The organism is Micromonospora sp. CA-263727, from assembly GCF_050942455.1.
Taxonomy (GTDB): domain Bacteria; phylum Actinomycetota; class Actinomycetes; order Mycobacteriales; family Micromonosporaceae; genus Micromonospora.
Genome location: NZ_CP192031.1, coordinates 4,283,501 through 4,303,487, shown reverse-complemented (window position 1 = coordinate 4,303,487; position 19,987 = coordinate 4,283,501). Strand labels below are relative to the sequence as shown.

The following is a 19,987-nucleotide window of genomic DNA, read 5'->3' as shown; positions in this document are numbered from 1 at the left end:
CGGAGGGGAGACGGGGATGGACTTCGCTGACAGCGAGGCCGACCTGGAGTTCCGGCGCGAGGTCGGCGGCTGGCTGGACGAGGCGCTGCGTGACGTGCCCGACCAGGAGGAGCTTTCGCAGGCCGAGCGCGAACACTGGTCCCGGGTGTGGCAGGACCGGCTCTGTGCCGGCGGTTGGGCCGGCCTGTCCTGGCCGGTGGAGCACGGTGGCCGTGGACTGGACGCACTGGCGCAGGCCGTCTTCAACGAGGAGGCCGCGGTACGCGGAGCGCCCTATCCGCTCAACGGCGTCGGCATGATGCTGGCCGGGCCGACGATCATCGCGCACGGCACCGACCGGCAGCAGGCCCGGCACCTGCCGGGGATCCTGCGCGGCGAGGAGTACTGGTGTCAGGGCTTCAGCGAGCCCGGTTCCGGCTCCGACCTGGCCAGCCTGCGGACGACCGCGACCCGGGTGGAGGGCGGCTGGCGGATCAACGGCGCCAAGATCTGGACCTCCAACGCGCACAACGCCTCCCGCTGCCTGCTGCTGGCCCGCACCGATGCCGAGGCGCCGAAGCACCAGGGCATCACCTACTTCCTCGCGCCGATGGACGGGTTCACCGTCCGGCCGTTGGAGATGATCAACGGGGACACCGAGTTCAACGAGATGTTCCTCGACGACGTCTTCGTGCCCGACGGCGACGTGCTGGGTGGGGTCGGCAATGGCTGGCGGGTGGCGCTGACCACGCTCGCCTTTGAGCGCGGCAGCATGGCGTTGAACCTGTGGGTGTGGGCCCGTCAGGCGGTGGACCGGGTCGTCGACCTCGCCATCGAGCGCGGCGTGGCCGACGACAGCGCGTTTCTCGACGCGGTGGGGGCGTTGCAGTGCGACGCCGAGGCGGTGCGGATCGGGTCGATGCGGATGGTCGGCGAGAGCCGGGCCGGCGGTGTGCCGGGGCCGGAGACCTCGGCGCTGAAGAGCCTCTGGGCCGGGGTGGTGCAGAACGCCAATCGCCTCGCCGTGCAACTGGACGGCGACGGTGGGGTGCTGCTCGACGGCGACGGCGCGGCGGCCCGGATGCGTCGGTACCTGCGCGCCCGCGCCCACACGATCGAGGGCGGCACGGAGGAGGTCCAGAAATCGATTCTCGCGGAGCGGGTGCTGCACCTGCCCCGGTCACGCTGAGCGGAGTGGTCGCGTGCGCGCAACATTCACCCGGGAGCAGCAGGAGATCGCCGAGACGGTCAGGTCGCTGGCGGAGGCGGAGAAGGGCAGCGCGCGGGCCGCGCTGTCGGGCCCGTGGCAGGCGCCCGGCGGCGACGCCGCCCTGCTGCGGGACTTCGGCCTGGTCGGCGTGCCCGAGGCGGCAGGTGGCCTCGGGTCGGGCCTGATCGACCTGCTGGTGGCCGTCGAGGCGCTCGGCGAGCCCGTCGTCGCGAGCCGCTTCCCGGCCCACGCCGCCGCGGTCCAGCTGCTGTGCGGCGACGCGCGACGATCGACGCCGCTGCCCGGGGAACTGGTCGACGGCCGTCGGGTGCTGACGTCGGCGGTCGACGTGCCCGGCATCGCCGGGTGGGCGGACCGGGTGGCGGTCGATCCGCTGGTGCGGACCCTGGTGCCGTACGCGACGCAGGCGGACGCGGTGGTCGCCCTGGGGCCCGCCGGTGTCTGGCTCGCCGAGCCGATCGGCGTCACGGCACGGGAGTCCGTCGACCCGTCGGTGCCGCTGTCGGAGGTGACGTTGTCCGCTCCCGAGCGGGTCGTCCCGGCCGGCGTGGGCGTCCACCGTGCCACGCTGGTGGTCGCCGCGGAGCTGTGCGGCGTCGCGCAGGGCGCCGTCGCGTTGGCCGCCGAGCAGGCCCGGACCCGGCGGCAGTTCGGCCGGGTGATCGGCTCGTTCCAGGGGGTCGCCTTCCCGCTCGCCGAGGCGGCGACGGCCCGGAAGGCGGCCTGGGACCTGACCCTCCACGCCGCGTGGGCGGTGGAGAACGCCCGCCCCGACGCCGAGATCCAGGTGCACGCGGCGAAGGCGGCGGCCGGCCGGGCCGCGGTCTTCGCCGCCGAGCGGTGCATCCAGGTGCACGGCGGGATGGGCATCACCATGGAGGCCGATCCGCACCTGTTCCTGCGTCGGGCGCTGGTGCTCGACGCCCGGTTCGGGCGCGGTTCGTGGCACCGCCGCCGCGCTGGCGAGTTGCGCGTCGCCGCCCGCCGCTCGGCTGAACCCCGCTGACCTGCGAAACCCTTGCAGATCGAGTAACACGTGCGTAACATACCGGCTGGTCGGAATAAATGAGGTGAGGCCGTGAAGTTCGGAATCATGAACCTGTTCCCGGTGAGCGACGGCTCGTCGGACCATCAGGTGCTTCGAGAGACCCTCGACGAGATCCAGTTGGCCGACGAGCTCGGATTCGACTCGATCTGGCTGGCCGAGCACCACTTCTCGAAGTACGGCATCCTCGGCAGCCCGCTGAACTTCGGCATGGCCGTCGCCGAACGGACCAAGCGGATCACCATCGGCACCGCCGTGCTCGTGCTGCCGCTGCACCATCCGCTGCGGCTGGCCGAGGACATCGCCGCCCTCGACGTGCTCAGCGGCGGCCGGGTCTCGATCGGCGTCGGCCGGGGCTACCAGCCCGCCGAGTTCGCCGGCTTCGGTATCCCGCTGGCCGAGTCGAAGCAGCGCTACCAGGAGACCCTGGAGGTGCTGCGGCTGGCGCTGTCGCAGGAGAGCTTCTCCTACCACGGCGAGATCTTCCACTACGACAACGTCACGACCTACCCACGGCCGTTCACCCCCGGTGGTCCGGCGATCCTGCAGGGCACCGTCTCCCCGGACAGCTTCCGGGACCGCGGCGCCGTCGGTGAAGCCATCATCACCTCGCCGAACTTCACCCCGCTGGGGGTGATGCAGCGCAACTTCGCCCTCTACCGGCAGAGCATGCGGGAGAACGGGTTCGACATCGCCAGCTACGAGCTGCCGTTCATGCAGCAGGTCTGGTGCGGCGACAGCACGGAAGGTCTGCGGGAGGCCGCCCGGGCCGCGCTCAACTACTACAAGTCGGTCGGCAAGGTCATCCCCGGGTCCGAGGAAGCCATCGAGCAGGAACGGTCCTACTACGCGGCGGTGGCGAAGAACATCGAGCTGCTGACCCTCGAACAGACCCTCACCCACGGCGGCAACTTCGGCTCGGCGCAGCGCGTCATCGAAACCATCGAGATGCTGCGCGAGCAACTCGGCATCAACCACTACATCGGCTGGCTGCGGATCCCGTCGCTGGACCGCACCACCGCGCTGAAGGCGATGGAGGAATTCGCCACGAAGGTGATCCCACACTTTCGCGCCGCCGACCGGGCGGACCGCAGCGTCCAGGCGGCCGAGGCGGTCGTCGGGTGAGAATCAGCTGCTTCCTCAGCGCCCAGTTCGATCCGTCGGCCTCCGCCACGGCGGGCATCGACGGCGTGCTGGCCCAGGCAGCCGCTGCGGAGGCGGCCGGCTTCCACGCCGTCTACCTCGGACACCACTACCTGGCCCGGTCGGCCTTCGTGCAACCCATCCCGCTGGCCGGCCACCTCGCGCACGCCACCAGCCGGATCCGCATCGGCTTCGGGGTCCTGCTGGCGCCGCTGCTGAACCCGATCGCGCTCGCCGAGGACCTCGCCTCCCTCGACGTGCTCAGCCGGGGGCGACTGACCGTGGGGATCGGCGCCGGCTACCGCCGGCGCGAGACCGCCGCCTTCGGCGTCGCCTGGGACGACCGGCTGCGCCGGCTCCGCGAGTACGTGCCGATCCTGCGCGCGTTATGGCGGGGCGAGACGATCGACGTCGCCGGCAGCTGGGGCGAGGTGACCGCCGCCTCGCTGGCGCTTCGCCCGGCGCAACCCGGCGGCCCGCCGCTGTGGATCGGCGCCTTCGCCGAACCGGCGATCCGCCGGGCCGCGCGGCTGGACGCTCCGTGGCTGATCGGCCCCAAGGGCAACGACGCCGACCTCGCCCGCCTGCTCGGCATGTACCGCGCTGAGCTGGCCGAGCGCGGGTTCAGCCTGGCGCGGGAGTACCCGATGAGCCGCGAGGCGTTCATCGGCGACAGCTATTCCGCCGCCGTCGCCGGTGTCCGCCCGCATCTGCGCCGCCAGTACGCCGGTTACAAGTCCTGGGACGATGCCCAGACGCTGGACCTGGAGCGGTACCTGGCCGAGGACTGCCTCGTCGGGTCGGCGGACGAGATCGTCGACAAGCTCCGCCGATGGGAAGCCGACCTCGGCATCACCGAGGTCTCGCTGCGGCACCAGTTCGTCGGCGCCCGCCAGGAGGAGGCGATGGAGCAACTCGCCCGCTTCGGCGCCGAGGTCCTGCCCCGGGTCGGCACGCCGGTCGTGACCGAGGAGGCGGCCCCGTGAGCAGCAGCAACCTCGCCCTGATCCTGGAGGGACGCCGAGTCGACCGAGGCGACCTGCCGGGCCTGTACGGCGAGGACGGCCGATCCTGGACGTTCGACGAGATCGACCTGCTGGCCGGCGGTGTCGCTGCCGCGCTCCGCGCCGAGGGGGTCGCCGCCGGCGACCGGGTCGCCTGCTATCTGACCAACGGGCCCGACATCGTGTTCCTCCTCTTCGGCGCGTGGAAGGTCGGCGCGGTCCCGGTGACGGTCAGCAGCCTGTACAACACCGCCGAACTGGTCGAATCCGTCACGAAGACCGCTCCGCGCCTGCTGCTGGTCGACGACCGGCGTCCGGACGTCGTCGCCGGGCTCCGCGCCGAGGTGGACGTGCCGGTCCGCTCCCTTACGGCCCCGCTGGACGAGGTGCCGGAGCTGCCCTGGCGGCGTCCCATGCGGGTGCCGGCCGTCGACGTCGCGCCGGAGGCGGAGGCGTGCGTCCTGTTCACCGGCGGCACCACCGGACGGCCGAAGGCGGTCAGCGTGACCCACGGTGGCACCCGCGACTCGCTCCGGCGGCTGGCCCGGGTGACCACCGGCACCGACGCCGAGGGCAGCGCCACGCCCGACGCCACACCGAACCTGATCGCGCTGCCGCTGTTCCACAGCGGCGGTCAGCATTCGCTGCTCTTCGCGTACTTCGTCGGCCGGCCGACGGTGGTCTGGGAACGGTTCGGCATCGATCGGCTCGCCGACCTCATGACGCGTTTCACGTTCGACAACTTCTTCTTCCTGCCCACCATGGTCTTCGACATCGTGCACTCCGAGCGGGACCTCCCGTTCCACGGCGTGAAGTCCGTCCTGGTCGCCGGCCAGGCCATCTCGTGGTCGCTGCGGCGCGCGTTCGAGCAGCGCTACCGGGTGCCCATCCTGGTCAACTACGGGTCGACGGAGGCCGGGCACATCGCCGGCTGGAACGGCCGGGACATGCGGGCCGGCCGGTGGAAACCCGGCTCCGCCGGCCGGGTCTACCCGGGCGTCGAGTTGGAGATCCGCGACGAGGCGGGCACCGCCCTACCGGCCGGCGTCGAGGGTGAGGTGGTGGTCCGCTCCGCGTTGACCCGGGGGTACGTGGACGACGCCGAGGCATCCCGGGAACTGGTCCGCGACGGCTGGGTGTACACCGGCGACATCGGCTACGTCGACGACGATGGCGTGCTGTTCCTCGTCGGCCGCAAGCGCGACATGATCAAATGTGGTGGCTTCCAGGTCTGGCCCGAGGAGATCGAGGACAAGCTGCGCGAGCATCCCCTGGTACGTGACGTCCGGGTGCTCGGTCGCCCCGACGACCGGCTGGGTGAGATCCCGGTGGCCCTTGTCGTACGGGAGGCCGACGACAGCGTCACCGACCCGGTTCTCGCCGACGGCATCGTCGCCTACGCCCGAGAGCGGCTGGCGCACTTCAAGACACCCCGGCGCGTCGAGTTCGTGCCCGTGCTGGAACGCAGCACCGCCGGCAAGACCAGCCGGGCGGCTGCCTACACACCGCAGGAGGGGCGAGGCTGATGAAGTTCGGCATCATGGCGTCGCACCAGTACCCGCACGGCGACGACCTCGGGCGGCACCTGAGCGACCTGTTCGGCACCGTCGAACTCGCCGCCGAACTCGGCTACGACTCGGTCTGGACGATCAACCACTTCCAGTCCAACCTGGCCACCCCGCAGCCGATCTCGATGTTGGCGAGCCTGATCCCGCGCTCGGGTGACATGCTGCTGGGCACCGGAATCCTGCTGCTGCCGATGTTCCACCCGGTGCACGTCGCCGAGGAGTTCGCCACCCTGGATCACCTCTCCGGCGGGCGGGTCGTGCTCGGCGTCGGCGCGGGCTACCGGGAGAACGAGTTCGCCGCGTTCGGCGTCGACCCGCAGAGCCGCTTCCGCCGCTTCGACGAGAGCCTGCGGCTGATCCGGGCGCTCTGGAGCGGCAACCGGGTCACCCACGACGGCGAGTTCTACCCGCAGACCGAGGCCACCATCGGCGTACGGCCGCTGACGCCGGGCGGCCCGCCGATCTGGATCGGTGCGGGCGGGAAGAAGGCCGTGCGCCGCGCGGCCCGGCTCGGCGACGCCTGGTACGCCCCCGGCAACTCGCCGAGCCCCAGGTTCCTGCCCGAGCATCTCGCCGTCTACGACGAGGCGCTGGCCGAGTACGGTCGTGACCCGGCCTCGGTGCAACGACCGGTCGGCGTCGAACTGTACTGCGCGCCCAGCACCGAGCGGGCCGTCGAGGAGGCGTTGCCGCACGCCCGGGTCGAGTACGCCACCTACGCCGAGTATCCGGCGTTGCGCTGGCAGCGGGACCGCTTCGACGACCTGGTCCGCAACACGCTGCTGCTGGGCTCGCCCGAGTTTCTCGTCGAGCGCATCACCGCCCTGCGTGACCTGGGGTTCGACCACCTCATTTTCCGTCCCGGGTGGCTCGGCATGCCGACCGAGCGGCTGCGCGCCTCACTGCGGCTGTTCGCCACCGAAGTGTTCCCCGCCTTCCGTACCGCCCGACCCTAAGGAACCGCCGTGAAGAAGACCGAAGCCGAACTGCTGGCCGACCAGTGGGACGTCGAGCACATGGAGGTCGACCCCGAGGTCCTCGCGAAGTACGTCCGGTACGACGTCGACGAGCAGCGGTCCGTGGCGACCATCACCTTCGACCGTCCCGAACGGCTCAACGCCATCCCGGTGGCCGCCTTCGAGCGCGTCGGTGACCTGGTCCGCGAGGCCGAGACCGACGACCGGGTCAAGGTCATCGTGTTCAAGGGGGAGGGCGAGCACTTCGGCACCGGCGCGGACGCCGCCGAACTCGGCCACTACATCGGCTACCGCTCCGGTACGGACCGGGCGTCGCGGCGTCGCCCGGCGCAGCGGCAGCGGATCCTGCCCGACCGCAACGTCCTCAGCTCCGGCTTCACCCGGCCGATCATCGAGTCGCTGAAGGCGACCATCTGCCAGGTCCAGGGCTACTGCTACGGCGGCCACTTCCAGATCGCGCTCTCGGCCGACATCGTCATCGCCAGCCCCGACGCCCGGTTCACCCACCCTGCCTTCCGTTACCTCGGTCCCGCCCCGCAGGACATGTACCACTGGATCGAGAAGGTCGGCCTGACCACGATGAAGGACGTCATGCTGACCATGCGGGCCATCGGCGCGGAGGAGGGCGAGCGCAAGGGCCTGGTGACGAAGGTCGTCGAGCGCGACGAGTTGCCGCGCTGGGTGGACGACTACGCCGACGCGATCGCCGTCATGCCACTGGACTCGCTGATGATGGGCAAGTCGATGATGCAGCTGGTGATGGAGGCCCGGGGCAAGGGATTGGGCGCGATGACCGGCTGGGTCGGCCACGGCTGGGCCACCAACGTCAGCTTCGAGGAGGGGGATTGGAACTTCCTCAAGGAACGCCGCGAGAAGGGCATCCGCCAGGCGCTGGCCGACCGGGACCGGTTGGTCGCCCCGTACTTCCGGCTCAGCGACACCCGGTCCCGCGAGAAGTAGGCGCGCCGTGAAGTTCGGCATCCTCCTCGACCACCAGTACGCCGACGGCGACAACCTGGGCCGGCGGCTCGGTGAGACCGTCGAGTACGTCCAACACGTCCGTGACCTGGGCTACGACTCGGTCTTCGGGATCCACCACTACCTGTCGTCGTTGCGTACGCCCCAGCCGTTGCCGCTGTTGAGCCGGCTCATCGACCACTCCGGCAGCATGTGGTTGGGCACCGGCATCCTCATCCTGCCGCTGGGCCATCCGGTGCACTGGGCCGAGGAGATCGCCACCATCGACCAGATGTCCGGTGGTCGCTTCGTGCTCGGCATCGGCTCGGGCTACCGCGACGTGGAGTTCGCTTCGTTCGGCATCGACCGGCGTACCCGGGTGTCCCGGATGAACGAGGCCCTCGCGGTGATGCAGCGGCTGTGGACCGGCGAGACCGTGCGCCACGAGGGCCGCCACTTCGTCCTCGACGGGGTGCGGTGCAGCGTGCTGCCGGTCCAGCAGCCGCATCCGCCGGTCTGGGTGGGCGCCAACGGCCCGGCCGGCATCGCCCGGATCGCGCGTCAGGGGCTGCCGTGGCTGGCCCCGTCGAACGTCCGGCGCAACTGGGCGGTCGGCAACCTGGCCGACTACCGTGAGATCCGCCGGGCCGCCGGCTTCGGTGAGGGTGACGCGGTCTTCCCGATCCACCGTGACCTCTGTGTCGCCGACTCCTTCGACGCCGCGTACGAGTTGGCCGGCGCGGCGGTCCGCCGCTCCTACGGGGAGTACGTGCAGTACGGCATGGACTTTTTCGAGTCGCAGTGGGACGCCATCAAGGCGCGGGCGCTGTTCTTCGGCTCGCCCGACGACATCGCCGCGAAGATCCAGGACTTCGCCGCCGCCGGCTTCAACCACTTCGTGTTCCGCGCCCAGTGGCTCGGCCTGCCGATCGAGCGCTCGGTGGAGATCGTCGAACGGTTCGCCCGCGAGGTCATGCCGAGGTTCCGGGCATGAGAATCGGACATCTGATCGTCCCCGCCAGCGACCTCGATGCACAGATCGACTTCTACACCACACTCGGGCTGGCGGTGCGGTTCCGCGACGGCGACCGGTACGCCGCCCTCACCGACGGTGCGGTGACGATCGGCCTGGCCGACGCCGCGCAGCAACCGGTGGCGGGCCGCGTCCTGCTCAGTGTCGAGGTCGACGACCTCGACGCCTGCCTGGCGCGGTCGGTCGCGGCCGGCGCGACGGCGACGCCGGTCGTGGTCGGACCGCACGAGCGGCGTGCGGTGGTCGTCGATCCGGGAGGTAACTCGGTCGTGCTGTACGAACGGCTCGCCTGAGCCGCTCGGCCCTTCTCGGCGTGGACCGGCGCGGCGCTTCTCCAGCACCGGCGGGGCGGCGGCCAACGAGAACGCTGTCCGGCTGGCCCGGCACGTCACCGGCCGGCAGAAGGTCGTCGCGGGCCGAGCATGGTTCGCCGATCATGGGTAGGCACCCGCCGTCCCGGAAGGACACGATGATTCCGCTCATGAGCCGCGCCTCCGGCGACCGCACCTGGCTGGTCGCCGTGGCCGCCAGCCTCTGGGGCTTCTCCGGCCTGCTGCGGGAACCGCTCTCCCGGCAGCTTCCGGCGCTCAGCGTGGTCCTGGCCGAACACGTCGTCCTGGCGCTCCTCGTGTCGCCCTGGCTGCTCCCGGCCCTCCGCTCGCTCGCCCGTAGCTCGGTGCGGACGAAGCTGGCCGTGCTGGTGATCGGGGCCGGCTCCTCGGCACTGGCCACCACGCTGTTCACCGCCGCGTTCCGGCTCGGCGACCCGATCACCCCCCAGGTGTTGCAGAAGCTGCAACCGCTGCTGGCGATCCTCTTGGCCGCCGTGCTGCTGGGGGAGCGGGTCGGCCGCCGCTTTCCGCTCTTCGCGGGCCCCGCTCTGCTCGGTGCCTGGCTGCTGGCCTTCCCCGACCCACTGTCCGCGCAACCGAGCAGCCTGGCCGCCGCCGGACTGGCCACGGGCGCGGCGGCGCTCTGGGCAGCCGGTACGGTCCTCGGCCGGATGGTCAGCGCTGAGCTTTCCTTCCTGCACGTCACCACCCTGCGGTTCACCGTCGGCCTGGTCACCCTGGCCGCCTTCGCCGGGGCGACAGGTACCCCGGTTGCGGTTCCGGTGGAGCTGATACCCCGGCTGGTGCTGCTCGCGGCCATTCCCGGCCTGCTCGCCCTGTCGCTGTACTACCGTGCCCTGCGGCGTACGCCCGCCTCCAGCGCGGCCCTGGCCGAGCTGGCCTTCCCGCTGACGGCCGCGCTGGTCGGGCTCACCCTGCTCGACGGGCGGCTCGTCCTGAGTCAGTGGGCCGGTCTGGTGCTGGTGCTGGCCTCGGTGATCCTGCTCGCCCTGCACGAGAAACACAGCTCGCGCCCGGCGGTGCGGCAGCGCGCCGCCGGCCGGGTGGCGACCGCCGCACCGCGCGGAACGCGCGTCGGGTAGCGGTCACGTCTTCGCCGGGTCCCGGCGGCGCAGCAGGTACGTGTCCATGATCCAGCCCTTGCGCGTCCGGGCCTCCTGGCGGGTCCGCACGATGTGGTCGGCCACCTCCGCGACCGGGCCGGCGATGAGGATCTCGTCGCTGGTGCCCAGGTAGGCGCCCCAGTAGATGTCGAGGTCCTGGTCCAGGTGCCGGGTGAAGGCGCAGTGCGCGTCGAGCATCACCACGATGTCGTCGACGTCGCGCGGCAGGTGTGCGGCCAGCCGGCGGCCGGTGGTGACCAGGAACGGGCGGCCGACCCGGTTGAGGCTGATCCGGTGCCGCGCGGCGAGGGTCGCCACGCTGCTGACGCCGGGGATCACCGTGTAGGTGAAGGCGACGCGCTGGCGGGCCAGGATGTCCTCGACGATGGCCAGGGTGCTGTCGTAGAGCGCCGGGTCGCCCCAGACCAGGAATGCGCCGCAGCCGCCCTCGCGCAGCTGTTCGACGATGGCGGTCTCCAGCAGGTCGGCCCGCTGCCGCCGCCAGTCGTCCACGGCGGTGACGTACCCGTCGGCGGTGCGGTCCCGATCCGGGTCCCGGACCTCGACGACCCGGTGGTCCGGGCGGGCGTAGCGGGCCAGCAGCTCCTGCCGCAACGCGATCAGGTCGTGCTTCTCGGCGCCCTTGTCGAGCAGGAAGAAGACGTCGGCCTGCCGCATCGCCGCCGCGGCGGCCACGGTGAGCTGACCGGGGTCGCCCGCGCCGATGCCGATCAGGAGGATCGTCCGCATGCCGGTCACCCCGCCCGGCGCTTCGCGTCGCGGTCCCGGCCGGGGGAGTAGAGGTAGCTGTCCGGGAAGGAGCCGGCGGCCAGGACGGCACCGACGATGACGACCGCGGTGCGGCGGATCCCGTGCGCCTCGACCTGGTCGGCGATGTCGGCCAGGGTGCCCCGCAGGATGATCTCGTCGGGTCGGCTGGCGTTGGCGACCACGGCGACCGGGCACTCCGCGCCGTAGTGGCCCACCAACTGGTCGGCGAGTTGGCGGGTCCGGGCCACGGCCAGGTGCAGGACCAGGGTGGCCCGGCTGCGCCCCAGCTCGGCGAGGTTCTCCCCGGCCGGCATCGGCGTCGACCGGGCCTGGGTGCGGGTGAGGATGACGGTCTGCCCCACCGTCGGCACGGTCAGCTCCCGGCGCAGCGCCGCCGCCGCGGCGGCGTAGGACGGCACACCGGGAACGATCTCGTACGGCACGCCGGCCGCGTCCAGCCGGCGCGCCTGCTCGGCGACGGCGCTGAACACGGCGGGATCACCGGAGCAGAGCCGCGCCACGTCGTGCCCGTCGCGGTGCGCGTCGGCCATCGCCGCGACGATCTCGTCCAGGGTCAGCTCGGCGGTGTCGACCAGCCGCACCCCCGGCGGGCAGTCGGCGAGCAGGTCGGCGGGGACGAGGCTGCCGGCGTACAGGCAGACCTGGGCGCGGGCGAGGATCCGCTGCCCGCGTACGGTGATCAGGTCGGCCGCGCCGGGACCGGCGCCGATGAAGTAGACGGTCACGGCCGGCTCACCGCCCACTGCACCACCGGCCGGGCGGGTTTCCAGCCGGTGAAGCTGCCCAGCGGCGCGACGCGTTCGATCGACAGCCGGGTGAGGTCCCCGCCGCGCCGGGCGGCCTGCGCGGCGAGTTCCCGTTCGCCTTCGAGGGTGACGGCGTGGGAGACGAGCCGCCCACCCGGGCGCAGCGCGGCCCAGGCCGCGTCGAACACCCCGGGGGTGGTGAGCCCGCCGCCGACGAAGACCGCATCGGGGGCGGGCAGCCCGTCGAGGGCCTCCGGCGCCCGGCCGCGGACCACGCGCAGCTGCGGTACGCCGAGGCTACGGGCGTTCACCGCGATCCGGTCGGCGCGGTCGTCGCGGGCCTCCACCGCCACCGCCGACGTCGCGGGGTCGCTGCGCAGCCACTCGACGGCGATGCTGCCGCTCCCGGCGCCGACGTCCCAGAGCAGTTCCCCGGCGGTGGGCGCCAGGCGGGCCAGGGCGAGCGCCCGGGCCTCCCGTTTGGTCAGCGCGCCGTCGTGGTCGAAGGCGTCGTCGGGCAGGCCCGGCACCGTGGCGAGCACCCGGGTGCCCGGCTCGGCGGCGACCCGGAGCGCGACGACGTTGAGCGGGTCACCCGGCTCGGCGCTCCAGTTCCGCGCCCAGCCGTCGACCCGGCGTTCCCCGTCGCCGCCGAGCGCGGCGAGGACGGTCATCTCGCTCGCGCCGTACCCGGCGTCGGTGAGCAGGCGGGCCACGGCGGCGGGGGTGGCCGCGTCCGGGCTGAGCACCAGCAGCAGCCGCCCCGGCACGAGGTCGCGGCGGATGCCGTCCAGGTCACGACCGACCGCGCTGCGTACGGTGACCCGCTCCACCGGCCAGCCCATCCGGGCGCACGCCAACGCGATCGCCGACGGGTGGGTGATGACGCGTACCTGCCCGGGGCCGAGCAGCCGGACCAGGTGAGCGCCGATGCCGAACCACATCGGGTCGCCGCTGGCCAGCACGCAGAGCCGACGCCCGGCCTGCGCGGCGAGCAGATCGGGCAGGGCCGGCAGCAGCGGCGTGGGCCAGGGCACCCGCTGCGCCGGCACGGTCGCCGGCAACAGGTCGAGGTGCCGCTGCCCGCCCAGGACCACCTGGGCGTCCTGGAGCGCACGGCGTCCGCTCTCGCCGAGACCGGCCCAGCCGTCCGCGCCGATGCCGACGACGCTGACCGGCCGGTCGGATGTCATGGACCTCACGCGGCGCAACGGTAGTCCAGCAGTTCGCGGCCCTGCCGCCCCGGGGGCGGGTGTGACATCATCGGCGGCGACGGCGCGGTGGGGAACACCGGTGGATCGGCCCGAGCAGGGCCGGTGACTCCGGGGCGGTCCCGCCACTGTGACCGGTCCGGCCAGGCGTCGGGTCCGGGAGCCAGACACTCGCTGCGTCGTACCGCGCCGCCTGTGCCCTCGTGCACCGGCGCGGTCGGTGACCGGCCGTGGGCGAGGACCCGCGCGAGGTGAAAGGTGTGGCCGTGCGGTCGTACCCCTTCTCCGCCGTCGTCGGCATGGACGACATGGCGTTGGCGTTGAATCTGTGCGCGGTCTCCCCGGCGATCGGCGGCGTGCTGGTCCGGGGCGAGAAGGGCACCGCGAAGTCGACCACGGTCCGGGCCCTGACGACCCTGCTGCCCCCGGTCGAGGTGGTGGCGGAGTGCCGGTTCTCCTGCGATCCCGCGGCGGTCGACCCGCACTGCCCGGACGGCCCGCACCCGGCCTCCCCGCCGGCCCGCATCCGGCCCGCCCGGCTGGTGGAGCTGCCGGTGGGCGCCGGCGAGGACCGGGTGCTCGGCGCGCTGCACCTGGAACGGGCGCTGCGCGAGGGCGTGACCGCGTACGACCCGGGCCTGCTCGCCGCCGCCCACCGCGGCCTGCTCTACGTCGACGAGGTCAACCTTCTCCACGACCACCTGGTCGACGTGCTGCTCGACGCGGCGGCGATGGGCCGCGCCACCGTCGAGCGCGACGGTGTCTCGGTGACCCACGCCGCCCGGTTCGTGCTGGTCGGCACCATGAACCCGGAGGAGGGGGAGCTACGGCCGCAGCTGCTGGACCGGTTCGGCCTGACCGTCGAGGTCGCCGCCAGCCGGGACCCGCAGGTCCGGGCCGAGGTGATGCGCCGACGCCTGGCCTACGAGGCCGACCCGGAGGGCTTCGCCGCCCGCTACGCCGACGCCGACGCGGCGCTGGGCGCGCAGGTCGCCCAGGCCAGGGCGCTGCTGCCGGCGGTACGCCTCGACGACGCCATGGTGACCCGCATCGCTGCGCTCTGCGCCGCCGCCGAGGTCGACGGGATGCGCGCCGACCTGGTCATCGCCCGTACCGCCATCGCCCACGCCGCCTGGTCCGGACGGACCGAGGTGACCGTCGGCGACGTGCGGGTCGCCGCCCGGTTGGCCCTGCCGCACCGCCGTCGCCGCAACCCCTTCGACCCGCCGCAGCAGGACGCCGCCGACCTCGACCGCGCGCTGCACGACGCCGGCCTGGACGAGCCCACACCGCCCGAGGACGAGCCGGACCCGCCCGCCGACGGGCCGCCCGAGCCACTCGACGGGCCGCCCGATGGGCCGCCCGGCCCCGACGGGCCGCCGGAGCCGCCCGACGGCGGCGGACCGGGTGACCCGGGGAGAACGGACGGGCCGACGACCGGCCGTACCGGCAGCGCCCGCCGGCCCCACCCGCCCCGGCGACCGGCGGCGACCGGCCCCGCCCTGAGCCGGTACCGGCCGCCGCGCCCTACCGGGCACGGCTGTTGCAGGTCGCCGGGACCGGTGCCGGGGTGGCCGGACGCCGCTCCCCGGCCCGGACCAGCAGCGGACGCACCGTCGACGCGCGGCGGCCCACCGGCCAGCAGGCCGGCCGACCGCACCTGGTGGCGACGCTGCGCGCCGCCGCACCGCACCAGCGGGCCCGTGGCCGGCGCGGCCCCGGCGTGCTGGTCCGCCCGAGCGACCTGCGGCTGCCGGTACGGCAGGGGCGGGAGAGCAACCTGATCCTGTTCTGCCTGGACGCCTCCGGCTCGATGGGCGCCCGGCAGCGGGTCGGCGCGGTCAAGGCCGCGGTGCTGTCCCTGCTGCTGGACGCCTACCAGCGCCGCGACAAGGTCGGGCTGGTGACCTTCCGGGCCGCCGCCGCCGAGGTGGCCCTGCCCCCCACCGCCAGCGTCGAGGTGGCCGCCGCCCGCCTGGCCACCCTGCCGACCGGCGGCCGTACCCCGCTGGCGGAGGGGTTGCTGCGCGCCCGCGAGGTGCTGCGCGTCGAGCGGATCCGCGACCCCCGCCGCCGCCCGCTCCTGGTGATCGTCACCGACGGGCGCGCCACCGCCGGCCCGGACGCGGTGACCCGGGCCCGGCACGCCGCCCGGCTGATCGCCGCCGACGGCACCGCCGCCGTGGTCGTCGACTGCGAGCAGGGCCGGGTACGGATGCGGCTGGCCGCCGACCTCGCCGACACCCTCGACGGCCAACACCTGCCGCTGGAGGGCGTCGCCGCCGAGGCGCTCACCCACGCGGTGCGGTCCCGGACCGCGACCCGGCTCGGACGGAGTGCCGCCTGATGCCGCAGGGCCAGCCGGTCACCGTCCCCGACGACGGGCTGACCACCCGCCAGCGCCGCAACCGTCCGCTGCTGATCGTCCACACCGGCCAGTCGAAGGGCAAGTCCACGGCCGCCTTCGGACTCGCCCTGCGCGGCTGGAACCAGGGCTGGTCGATCGCGGTGTTCCAGTTCGTCAAGAGCGCCAAGTGGAGCGTCGGCGAGGAGAACGCGCTGCGCGCCCTGGGCCGGGTCCACGAAGAAACCGGGCAGGGCGGCCCGGTCGCCTGGCACAAGATGGGCGCCGGCTGGAGTTGGAGCCGCACCCGCGGCACCGAGGTCGACCACGCCGCGCAGGCCGCCGAGGGCTGGGCGGAGATCAAGCGCCGGCTCGCCGCGGCCGAGCACGACCTCTACGTGCTCGACGAGTTCACCTACCCGATGAAATGGGGCTGGGTCGACGTCGACGAGGTGGTGCAGACGCTGCGGCAGCGCCCCGGCCACCAGCACGTCGTCGTCACCGGCCGGGACGCCGATCCGCGGCTGGTCGACGCGGCGGATCTGGTCACCGAGATGACCAAGATCAAGCACCCGATGGACGCCGGGCAGAAGGGCCAGCGGGGCATCGAATGGTGACCGTCCCGCCCCGGCTGATCGTCGCCGCCCCCGCCTCCGGGCAGGGCAAGACCACGGTGGCCACCGGCCTGATGGCGGCACTGCGACAGCGCGGCCTGACCGTCAGCGGCCACAAGGTGGGCCCGGACTACATCGACCCGAGCTACCACGAGCTGGCCACCGGCCGTCCCGGCCGCAACCTCGACCCCTTCCTCCAGGGGGAGCAGCGGATCCTGCCGCTGCTGCGGCACGGCGCCAACGCCGGGGCTCCCGCCGGCATCGCGGTCATCGAGGGCGTGATGGGGCTGCTCGACGGGGCCGTGGGCCGGGCCGGGTTCGCCTCCACCGCACACGTGGCCCGGTTGACCCGTACCCCGGTGCTGCTCGTGGTGGACGTCTCCGGCGCTTCGCGCAGCATCGCCGCCCTGGTGCACGGCTTCGCCACCTTCGACCCGCAGCTCACCGTCGCCGGGGTCATCCTCAACAAGGTCGGCTCGCCGACCCACGAGGCGGAGATCCGCGACGCCCTCGCCGCCACCGGTGTCCCGGTGCTCGGCGCGCTGCGCCGCGACCCGACCCTGGACACCCCGAGCCGGCACCTCGGCCTGGTGCCGGCCGCCGAACGGGTCGCCGCCGCCCGGCGTACCGTCGACGCGCTGGCCGCGCACGTCGCCGCCGGTGTCGACCTCGACGCGGTCGTCGCGGTCGCCCGCCGCGCGCCCGCGCTGCCCGGCCCGGCCTGGGACCCGGCCGCCGAGCTGGGTGGCCGGGCCGTCGAGCTGGGTGGCTTGGCCGCCGGCGCGACCGTCGCGGTCGGGGCGGGCTCGGCGTTCACCTTCCGGTACGCCGAAACCGACGAACTGCTCGCCGCCGCCGGCCTCCGCCTGGCCCCCGTCGACCCCCTGCACGACCCGGCGCTGCCCGACGGCACCGCCGGGCTCTACCTCGGCGGCGGATTCCCCGAGGTGTACGCCGCCGCGCTGGCCGAGAACGCACCGCTGCGCCGGGCGGTGGCCGCCGCCACCTCGGCCGGTCTCCCGGTCGTCGCCGAGTGCGCCGGCCTGCTCTACCTCGCCCAGGACCTCGACGGCGCGGCGATGGCGGGGGTGCTGCCGGTGCGCGCCCGGATGAGCGACCGGCTGGTCCTCGGCTACCGGGAGGCCCGCGCCGTCACCGCCAGCGTGATCGCCGACGCCGACACCACGGTCACCGGCCACGAGTTCCACCGCACCCGGGTCGACCCGTCGCCCGCCGGTGCACCCGACGCGGCTCCCGACAGGCTGGCCGGCGCGGCTTCCGGTCGGCTGGCCGGCGCGGCTCCCGACAGGCGACCCGGCGTGGCTTCCGGCGGGCCACCCCGGGTGGCCCCGGCCTGGCGCTTCCGGCCCCGCCCGTCCGCGGCGCACGGGACCGCCGTGCCGACCCTGGACGGCATCGTCGCCGGCCCGGACGGCAACGTGCACGCCTCCTACCTGCACGTGCACTGGGCCGGCCATCCGGACCTCGCCGCCCGCTTCGCCGCCGCCGCCCACCAGCACGCCACCGGATCACCCACCCCCACCCCCCACCCGCCCCACCCGCCCCGCCGGCCCAGCCCCGCCCGCCGGCCCAGCCCCGAAATCACACACGATCCGCGACCCAGCGGACCCCTTCGCTGACGCCCCGTCGATCATGCAGTTGTGGTGCCTCGCAAACACCCCGTGTCGGGGTATTTCGGCCACCACAACTGCATGATCGACAGGGTCGGTCGGATGTCACAGCGTGGCGTGGCTCGTCTCCTTTTCGGCCGCGTGCCGCAATGCCCGCGCTGGTTTGTCGATGTCCAGCCCGGCGAGGTACTTGATCATCAGAGTTCGTACGTCTTTGATTGTTTCTGGCATCTGCGCTAGTAGTGCTTTGTCATGATCGGAGACGGTCTCGGGGTTTTCTTCTTGTGGGGAAGCGGGTTTTGCAGGTGGGGCATGCGCCGGCCAGCCGGGCCAGGAGGGCTTGGAGTTCGCGGAGTAGGGCGTAGAGGGTCAGGCCGGCGCGGGGGCTTTTGGGTCGAGGCGTTGCAGGGTGCAGTAGGCGTGGGCGGCGGATACGAGGGTGACGTGGTGGTGCCAGCCTTGCCAGGTGCGGCCTTCGTAGTGGTCGAGGCCGAGTCCGGTTTTCAGTTCGCGGTAGTCGTGTTCGATGCGCCAGCGGAGTTTCGCCCATCGGATGAGGGTGCGTTTCGGGGTGGTGGCGGGCAGGTTCGACAGCCAGTACTTGGTGGGTTCGTCGCGGTCGGGTGGCCATTCGGCGATCAGCCACGCCTCGGGCAGGTCCTGGTCGCGGTGGGCGGCGAGCAGGACACGTCCGGCTGGCCGGATCCGCAGGAACACGAACCGGGAGCGCATCTTCACCGGCTGGCCTGCGCGGGTGCGCGAGCCGTCACGCCAGGACACCGAGCGGGCCGCGGCGGCACCGTGGGACAGGACCAGATCCTTGACCGAGGTCGCGGGGTCCCGGTATCGGAGTGTCGGTCGCCGGCCTGTCCACGCCGCCGGTGGCGCGGTCCGCGCTGCTTCCTGCCGTTGAACGCCGATCGTGGTGGCCACCTGCACCACAAAGGACAAGCCGCGTTCGGCCAGGCCGTGGCGGAACTCGCCGCTGTCTCCGTATCCGGCGTCCGCCACGATCACCGGCGGTGTCAGCCCCCACCCGATCACCTCGTCGATCATGTCCAACCCGAGACGCCACTTCTCCCGATGCCCGACCTCATCGGGGATCTGCGACCGCGCCCGCCGCACATCGACATCGAGGGCAGCCTCGGCCGAGGCGGGATCCCACGACTCGGGCATAAACAACCGCCAGTCCACCGGACACGACGCGATGTCGGTGACCAGGTTCAGACTCACCCCGATCTGGCAGTTGGTGACCTTGCCCGCCGTCCCGGTGTACTGCCGAGCCACACCCGGCGACGCCCTGCCGCACTTGAGCCAGCCCGTGTCATCCAGAGCCCACGCCGCCGGTGCGATCGCCTCATCCATCCGCACCGCCAGCCGCCGCCGCACCGGCACCACATTCCACGGACTGTTCGTCACGAAATGGTTCAACGCCTGATCATGCACACCCGGCAGACGGCCCGCCATCGGCTGGATCGACTTACGCCGCCCATCCACCATCAACCCACGCACATACTGCCCAGCCCGATCCTGCCACCCGACCCGAGTCAACGACCCGAACACATCAGCGGTGAAATCGGCCAGATCGCCAGCCAGACGCTCCACTTCCCGAACATCCACATCGGAGCCAACGACTCACCACACCAACAGTCCTCGAACTATACCGAAATGTGACAAAGCACTACTAGATCGAGCCCCAGATACTGATCCCAGTGATAGTCGAGACCCTGGGCGTGGGCCGGCGCAACAAAAGCCGTGACGTATCCCGAGCACCCGGTCTCCGCCTGATTGTCGGCGTACGGGTCCGAGTGCAGAGGTAGGTACGGCTGAGGTGCACGCCGGCGCCGAGTTCGGTCCACGTCCGGCGGCTCCCTCATGACGTCGCGGCGAGTCCGGGTCGGTGACGTTGGGGGACGGGTGTCGCGTGAGTCCCGCCATTCCCTCTGCGCACGCATCTGGCCGATGAGCGCGCGTGTTTCAGCGCGTGCAGGATCGCGCTCGATCCGTGGTCGAGTGGCATCGAAGCCCCGAGATGGCCACTCGATCCTGGATCCAGTGTGATCGACCGTCCACGGTGTCCGGCCCGCCAGCCGCCTCCGCCGAGGTGGCTTCTGCCCACGGCCGTGCGGACGGCTGACACCACATCACCACCGCCTCCCGGCCGGCGCAGCCTCCACGAGGCCCGGCCAGGCCCGGCCAGGCCCGGCCACTCAACCACGCAGCGCCGCACGCCCTAACTCGGAAGTAGACCTACTT

At 72.8% G+C, this 19,987-nt stretch carries 16 protein-coding genes and 1 pseudogene; 13 read left to right on the top strand and 4 right to left on the bottom strand.

The window, feature by feature from the left end; genetic code table 11:
- Positions 1-16: 16 nt before the first annotated feature.
- The 10 genes from ACQPYA_RS18815 to ACQPYA_RS18770 all read left to right on the top strand — a co-directional run bounded on the left by ACQPYA_RS18815 (position 17) and on the right by ACQPYA_RS18770 (position 10,372).
- Entirely contained in the window at positions 17-1,168 is a 1,152-nt protein-coding gene (locus ACQPYA_RS18815; RefSeq protein WP_433528399.1) for an acyl-CoA dehydrogenase family protein, read from the top strand.
- Positions 1,169-1,181: 13 nt separating this feature from the next.
- Positions 1,182-2,216 carry an acyl-CoA dehydrogenase family protein gene (locus ACQPYA_RS18810; RefSeq protein ID WP_433528398.1) on the top strand — a complete coding sequence of 345 codons (1,035 nt, stop codon included), beginning with the start codon at positions 1,182-1,184 and terminating at the stop codon, positions 2,214-2,216.
- Between the two features lie 72 nt (positions 2,217-2,288).
- On the top strand, positions 2,289-3,380 hold the full coding sequence (locus ACQPYA_RS18805; RefSeq protein WP_433528397.1) for an LLM class flavin-dependent oxidoreductase: 1,092 nt from the start codon (positions 2,289-2,291) through the stop codon (positions 3,378-3,380).
- Entirely contained in the window at positions 3,377-4,384 is a 1,008-nt protein-coding gene (locus tag ACQPYA_RS18800) for an LLM class flavin-dependent oxidoreductase (RefSeq protein ID WP_433528396.1), read from the top strand. The genes ACQPYA_RS18805 and ACQPYA_RS18800 overlap by 4 nt, the downstream gene beginning before the upstream one ends.
- The gene (locus ACQPYA_RS18795) at positions 4,381-5,928 is read left to right on the top strand and encodes a class I adenylate-forming enzyme family protein (RefSeq protein WP_433528395.1); all 1,548 of its coding nucleotides are present in this window, start codon (positions 4,381-4,383) and stop codon (positions 5,926-5,928) included. The genes ACQPYA_RS18800 and ACQPYA_RS18795 overlap by 4 nt, the downstream gene beginning before the upstream one ends.
- Positions 5,928-6,926 (top strand): LLM class flavin-dependent oxidoreductase, encoded by a 999-nt coding sequence (locus ACQPYA_RS18790; protein WP_433528394.1) that lies wholly within the window; start codon positions 5,928-5,930, stop codon positions 6,924-6,926. Before ACQPYA_RS18795 ends, ACQPYA_RS18790 begins: the two co-directional genes overlap by 1 nt.
- Before the next feature lie 9 nt (positions 6,927-6,935).
- Positions 6,936-7,907 (top strand): enoyl-CoA hydratase/isomerase family protein, encoded by a 972-nt coding sequence (locus ACQPYA_RS18785; RefSeq protein ID WP_433528393.1) that lies wholly within the window; start codon positions 6,936-6,938, stop codon positions 7,905-7,907.
- 7 nt (positions 7,908-7,914) lie between these two features.
- On the top strand, positions 7,915-8,898 hold the full coding sequence (locus ACQPYA_RS18780; RefSeq protein WP_433528392.1) for an LLM class flavin-dependent oxidoreductase: 984 nt from the start codon (positions 7,915-7,917) through the stop codon (positions 8,896-8,898).
- The gene (locus ACQPYA_RS18775) at positions 8,895-9,230 is read left to right on the top strand and encodes a VOC family protein (protein ID WP_433528391.1); all 336 of its coding nucleotides are present in this window, start codon (positions 8,895-8,897) and stop codon (positions 9,228-9,230) included. Before ACQPYA_RS18780 ends, ACQPYA_RS18775 begins: the two co-directional genes overlap by 4 nt.
- A 188-nt stretch (positions 9,231-9,418) precedes the next feature.
- A complete protein-coding gene (locus tag ACQPYA_RS18770) occupies positions 9,419-10,372 on the top strand; it encodes a DMT family transporter (RefSeq protein ID WP_433528390.1) in 954 nt (317 codons plus the stop codon).
- Positions 10,373-10,375: 3 nt separating this feature from the next.
- Here ACQPYA_RS18770 and cobF read toward each other — a convergent pair whose 3' ends face one another.
- Genes cobF through cbiE form a run of 3 tightly spaced genes read right to left on the bottom strand, consistent with a single transcriptional unit; the run spans position 10,376 to position 13,124 of the window.
- Positions 10,376-11,143: a precorrin-6A synthase (deacetylating) gene (cobF, locus tag ACQPYA_RS18765; protein ID WP_433528389.1), complete on the bottom strand. Its 768-nt coding sequence runs from the start codon at positions 11,141-11,143 to the stop codon at positions 10,376-10,378.
- Positions 11,144-11,148: 5 nt separating this feature from the next.
- Positions 11,149-11,910, bottom strand: a complete 762-nt coding sequence (gene cobM, locus ACQPYA_RS18760) for a precorrin-4 C(11)-methyltransferase (RefSeq protein ID WP_433528388.1) — start codon at positions 11,908-11,910, stop codon at positions 11,149-11,151.
- Positions 11,907-13,124 carry a precorrin-6y C5,15-methyltransferase (decarboxylating) subunit CbiE gene (gene cbiE, locus ACQPYA_RS18755; RefSeq protein WP_433533535.1) on the bottom strand — a complete coding sequence of 406 codons (1,218 nt, stop codon included), beginning with the start codon at positions 13,122-13,124 and terminating at the stop codon, positions 11,907-11,909. The genes cobM and cbiE overlap by 4 nt, the downstream gene beginning before the upstream one ends.
- 317 nt (positions 13,125-13,441) lie before the next feature.
- On the opposite strand from cbiE, the pseudogene ACQPYA_RS18750 reads away from it, so the two are divergent.
- The 3 genes and pseudogenes from ACQPYA_RS18750 to ACQPYA_RS18740 all read left to right on the top strand — a co-directional run bounded on the left by ACQPYA_RS18750 (position 13,442) and on the right by ACQPYA_RS18740 (position 17,740).
- Positions 13,442-15,489: pseudogene (locus ACQPYA_RS18750) on the top strand (magnesium chelatase subunit D family protein).
- Complete coding sequence (gene cobO / locus ACQPYA_RS18745) at positions 15,489-16,103, top strand: cob(I)yrinic acid a,c-diamide adenosyltransferase (protein ID WP_433528387.1); 615 nt, start codon at positions 15,489-15,491, stop codon at positions 16,101-16,103. Before ACQPYA_RS18750 ends, cobO begins: the two are co-directional and overlap by 1 nt.
- Positions 16,097-17,740 carry a cobyrinate a,c-diamide synthase gene (locus ACQPYA_RS18740; protein ID WP_433528386.1) on the top strand — a complete coding sequence of 548 codons (1,644 nt, stop codon included), beginning with the start codon at positions 16,097-16,099 and terminating at the stop codon, positions 17,738-17,740. The genes cobO and ACQPYA_RS18740 overlap by 7 nt, the downstream gene beginning before the upstream one ends.
- A gap of 360 nt (positions 17,741-18,100) precedes the next feature.
- Here the strand turns inward: ACQPYA_RS18740 and ACQPYA_RS18735 are convergent, their stop codons facing one another.
- The gene (locus ACQPYA_RS18735; RefSeq protein ID WP_433527925.1) at positions 18,101-19,351 is read right to left on the bottom strand and encodes an IS701 family transposase; all 1,251 of its coding nucleotides are present in this window, start codon (positions 19,349-19,351) and stop codon (positions 18,101-18,103) included.
- Between the last annotated feature and the right edge of the window lie 636 nt (positions 19,352-19,987).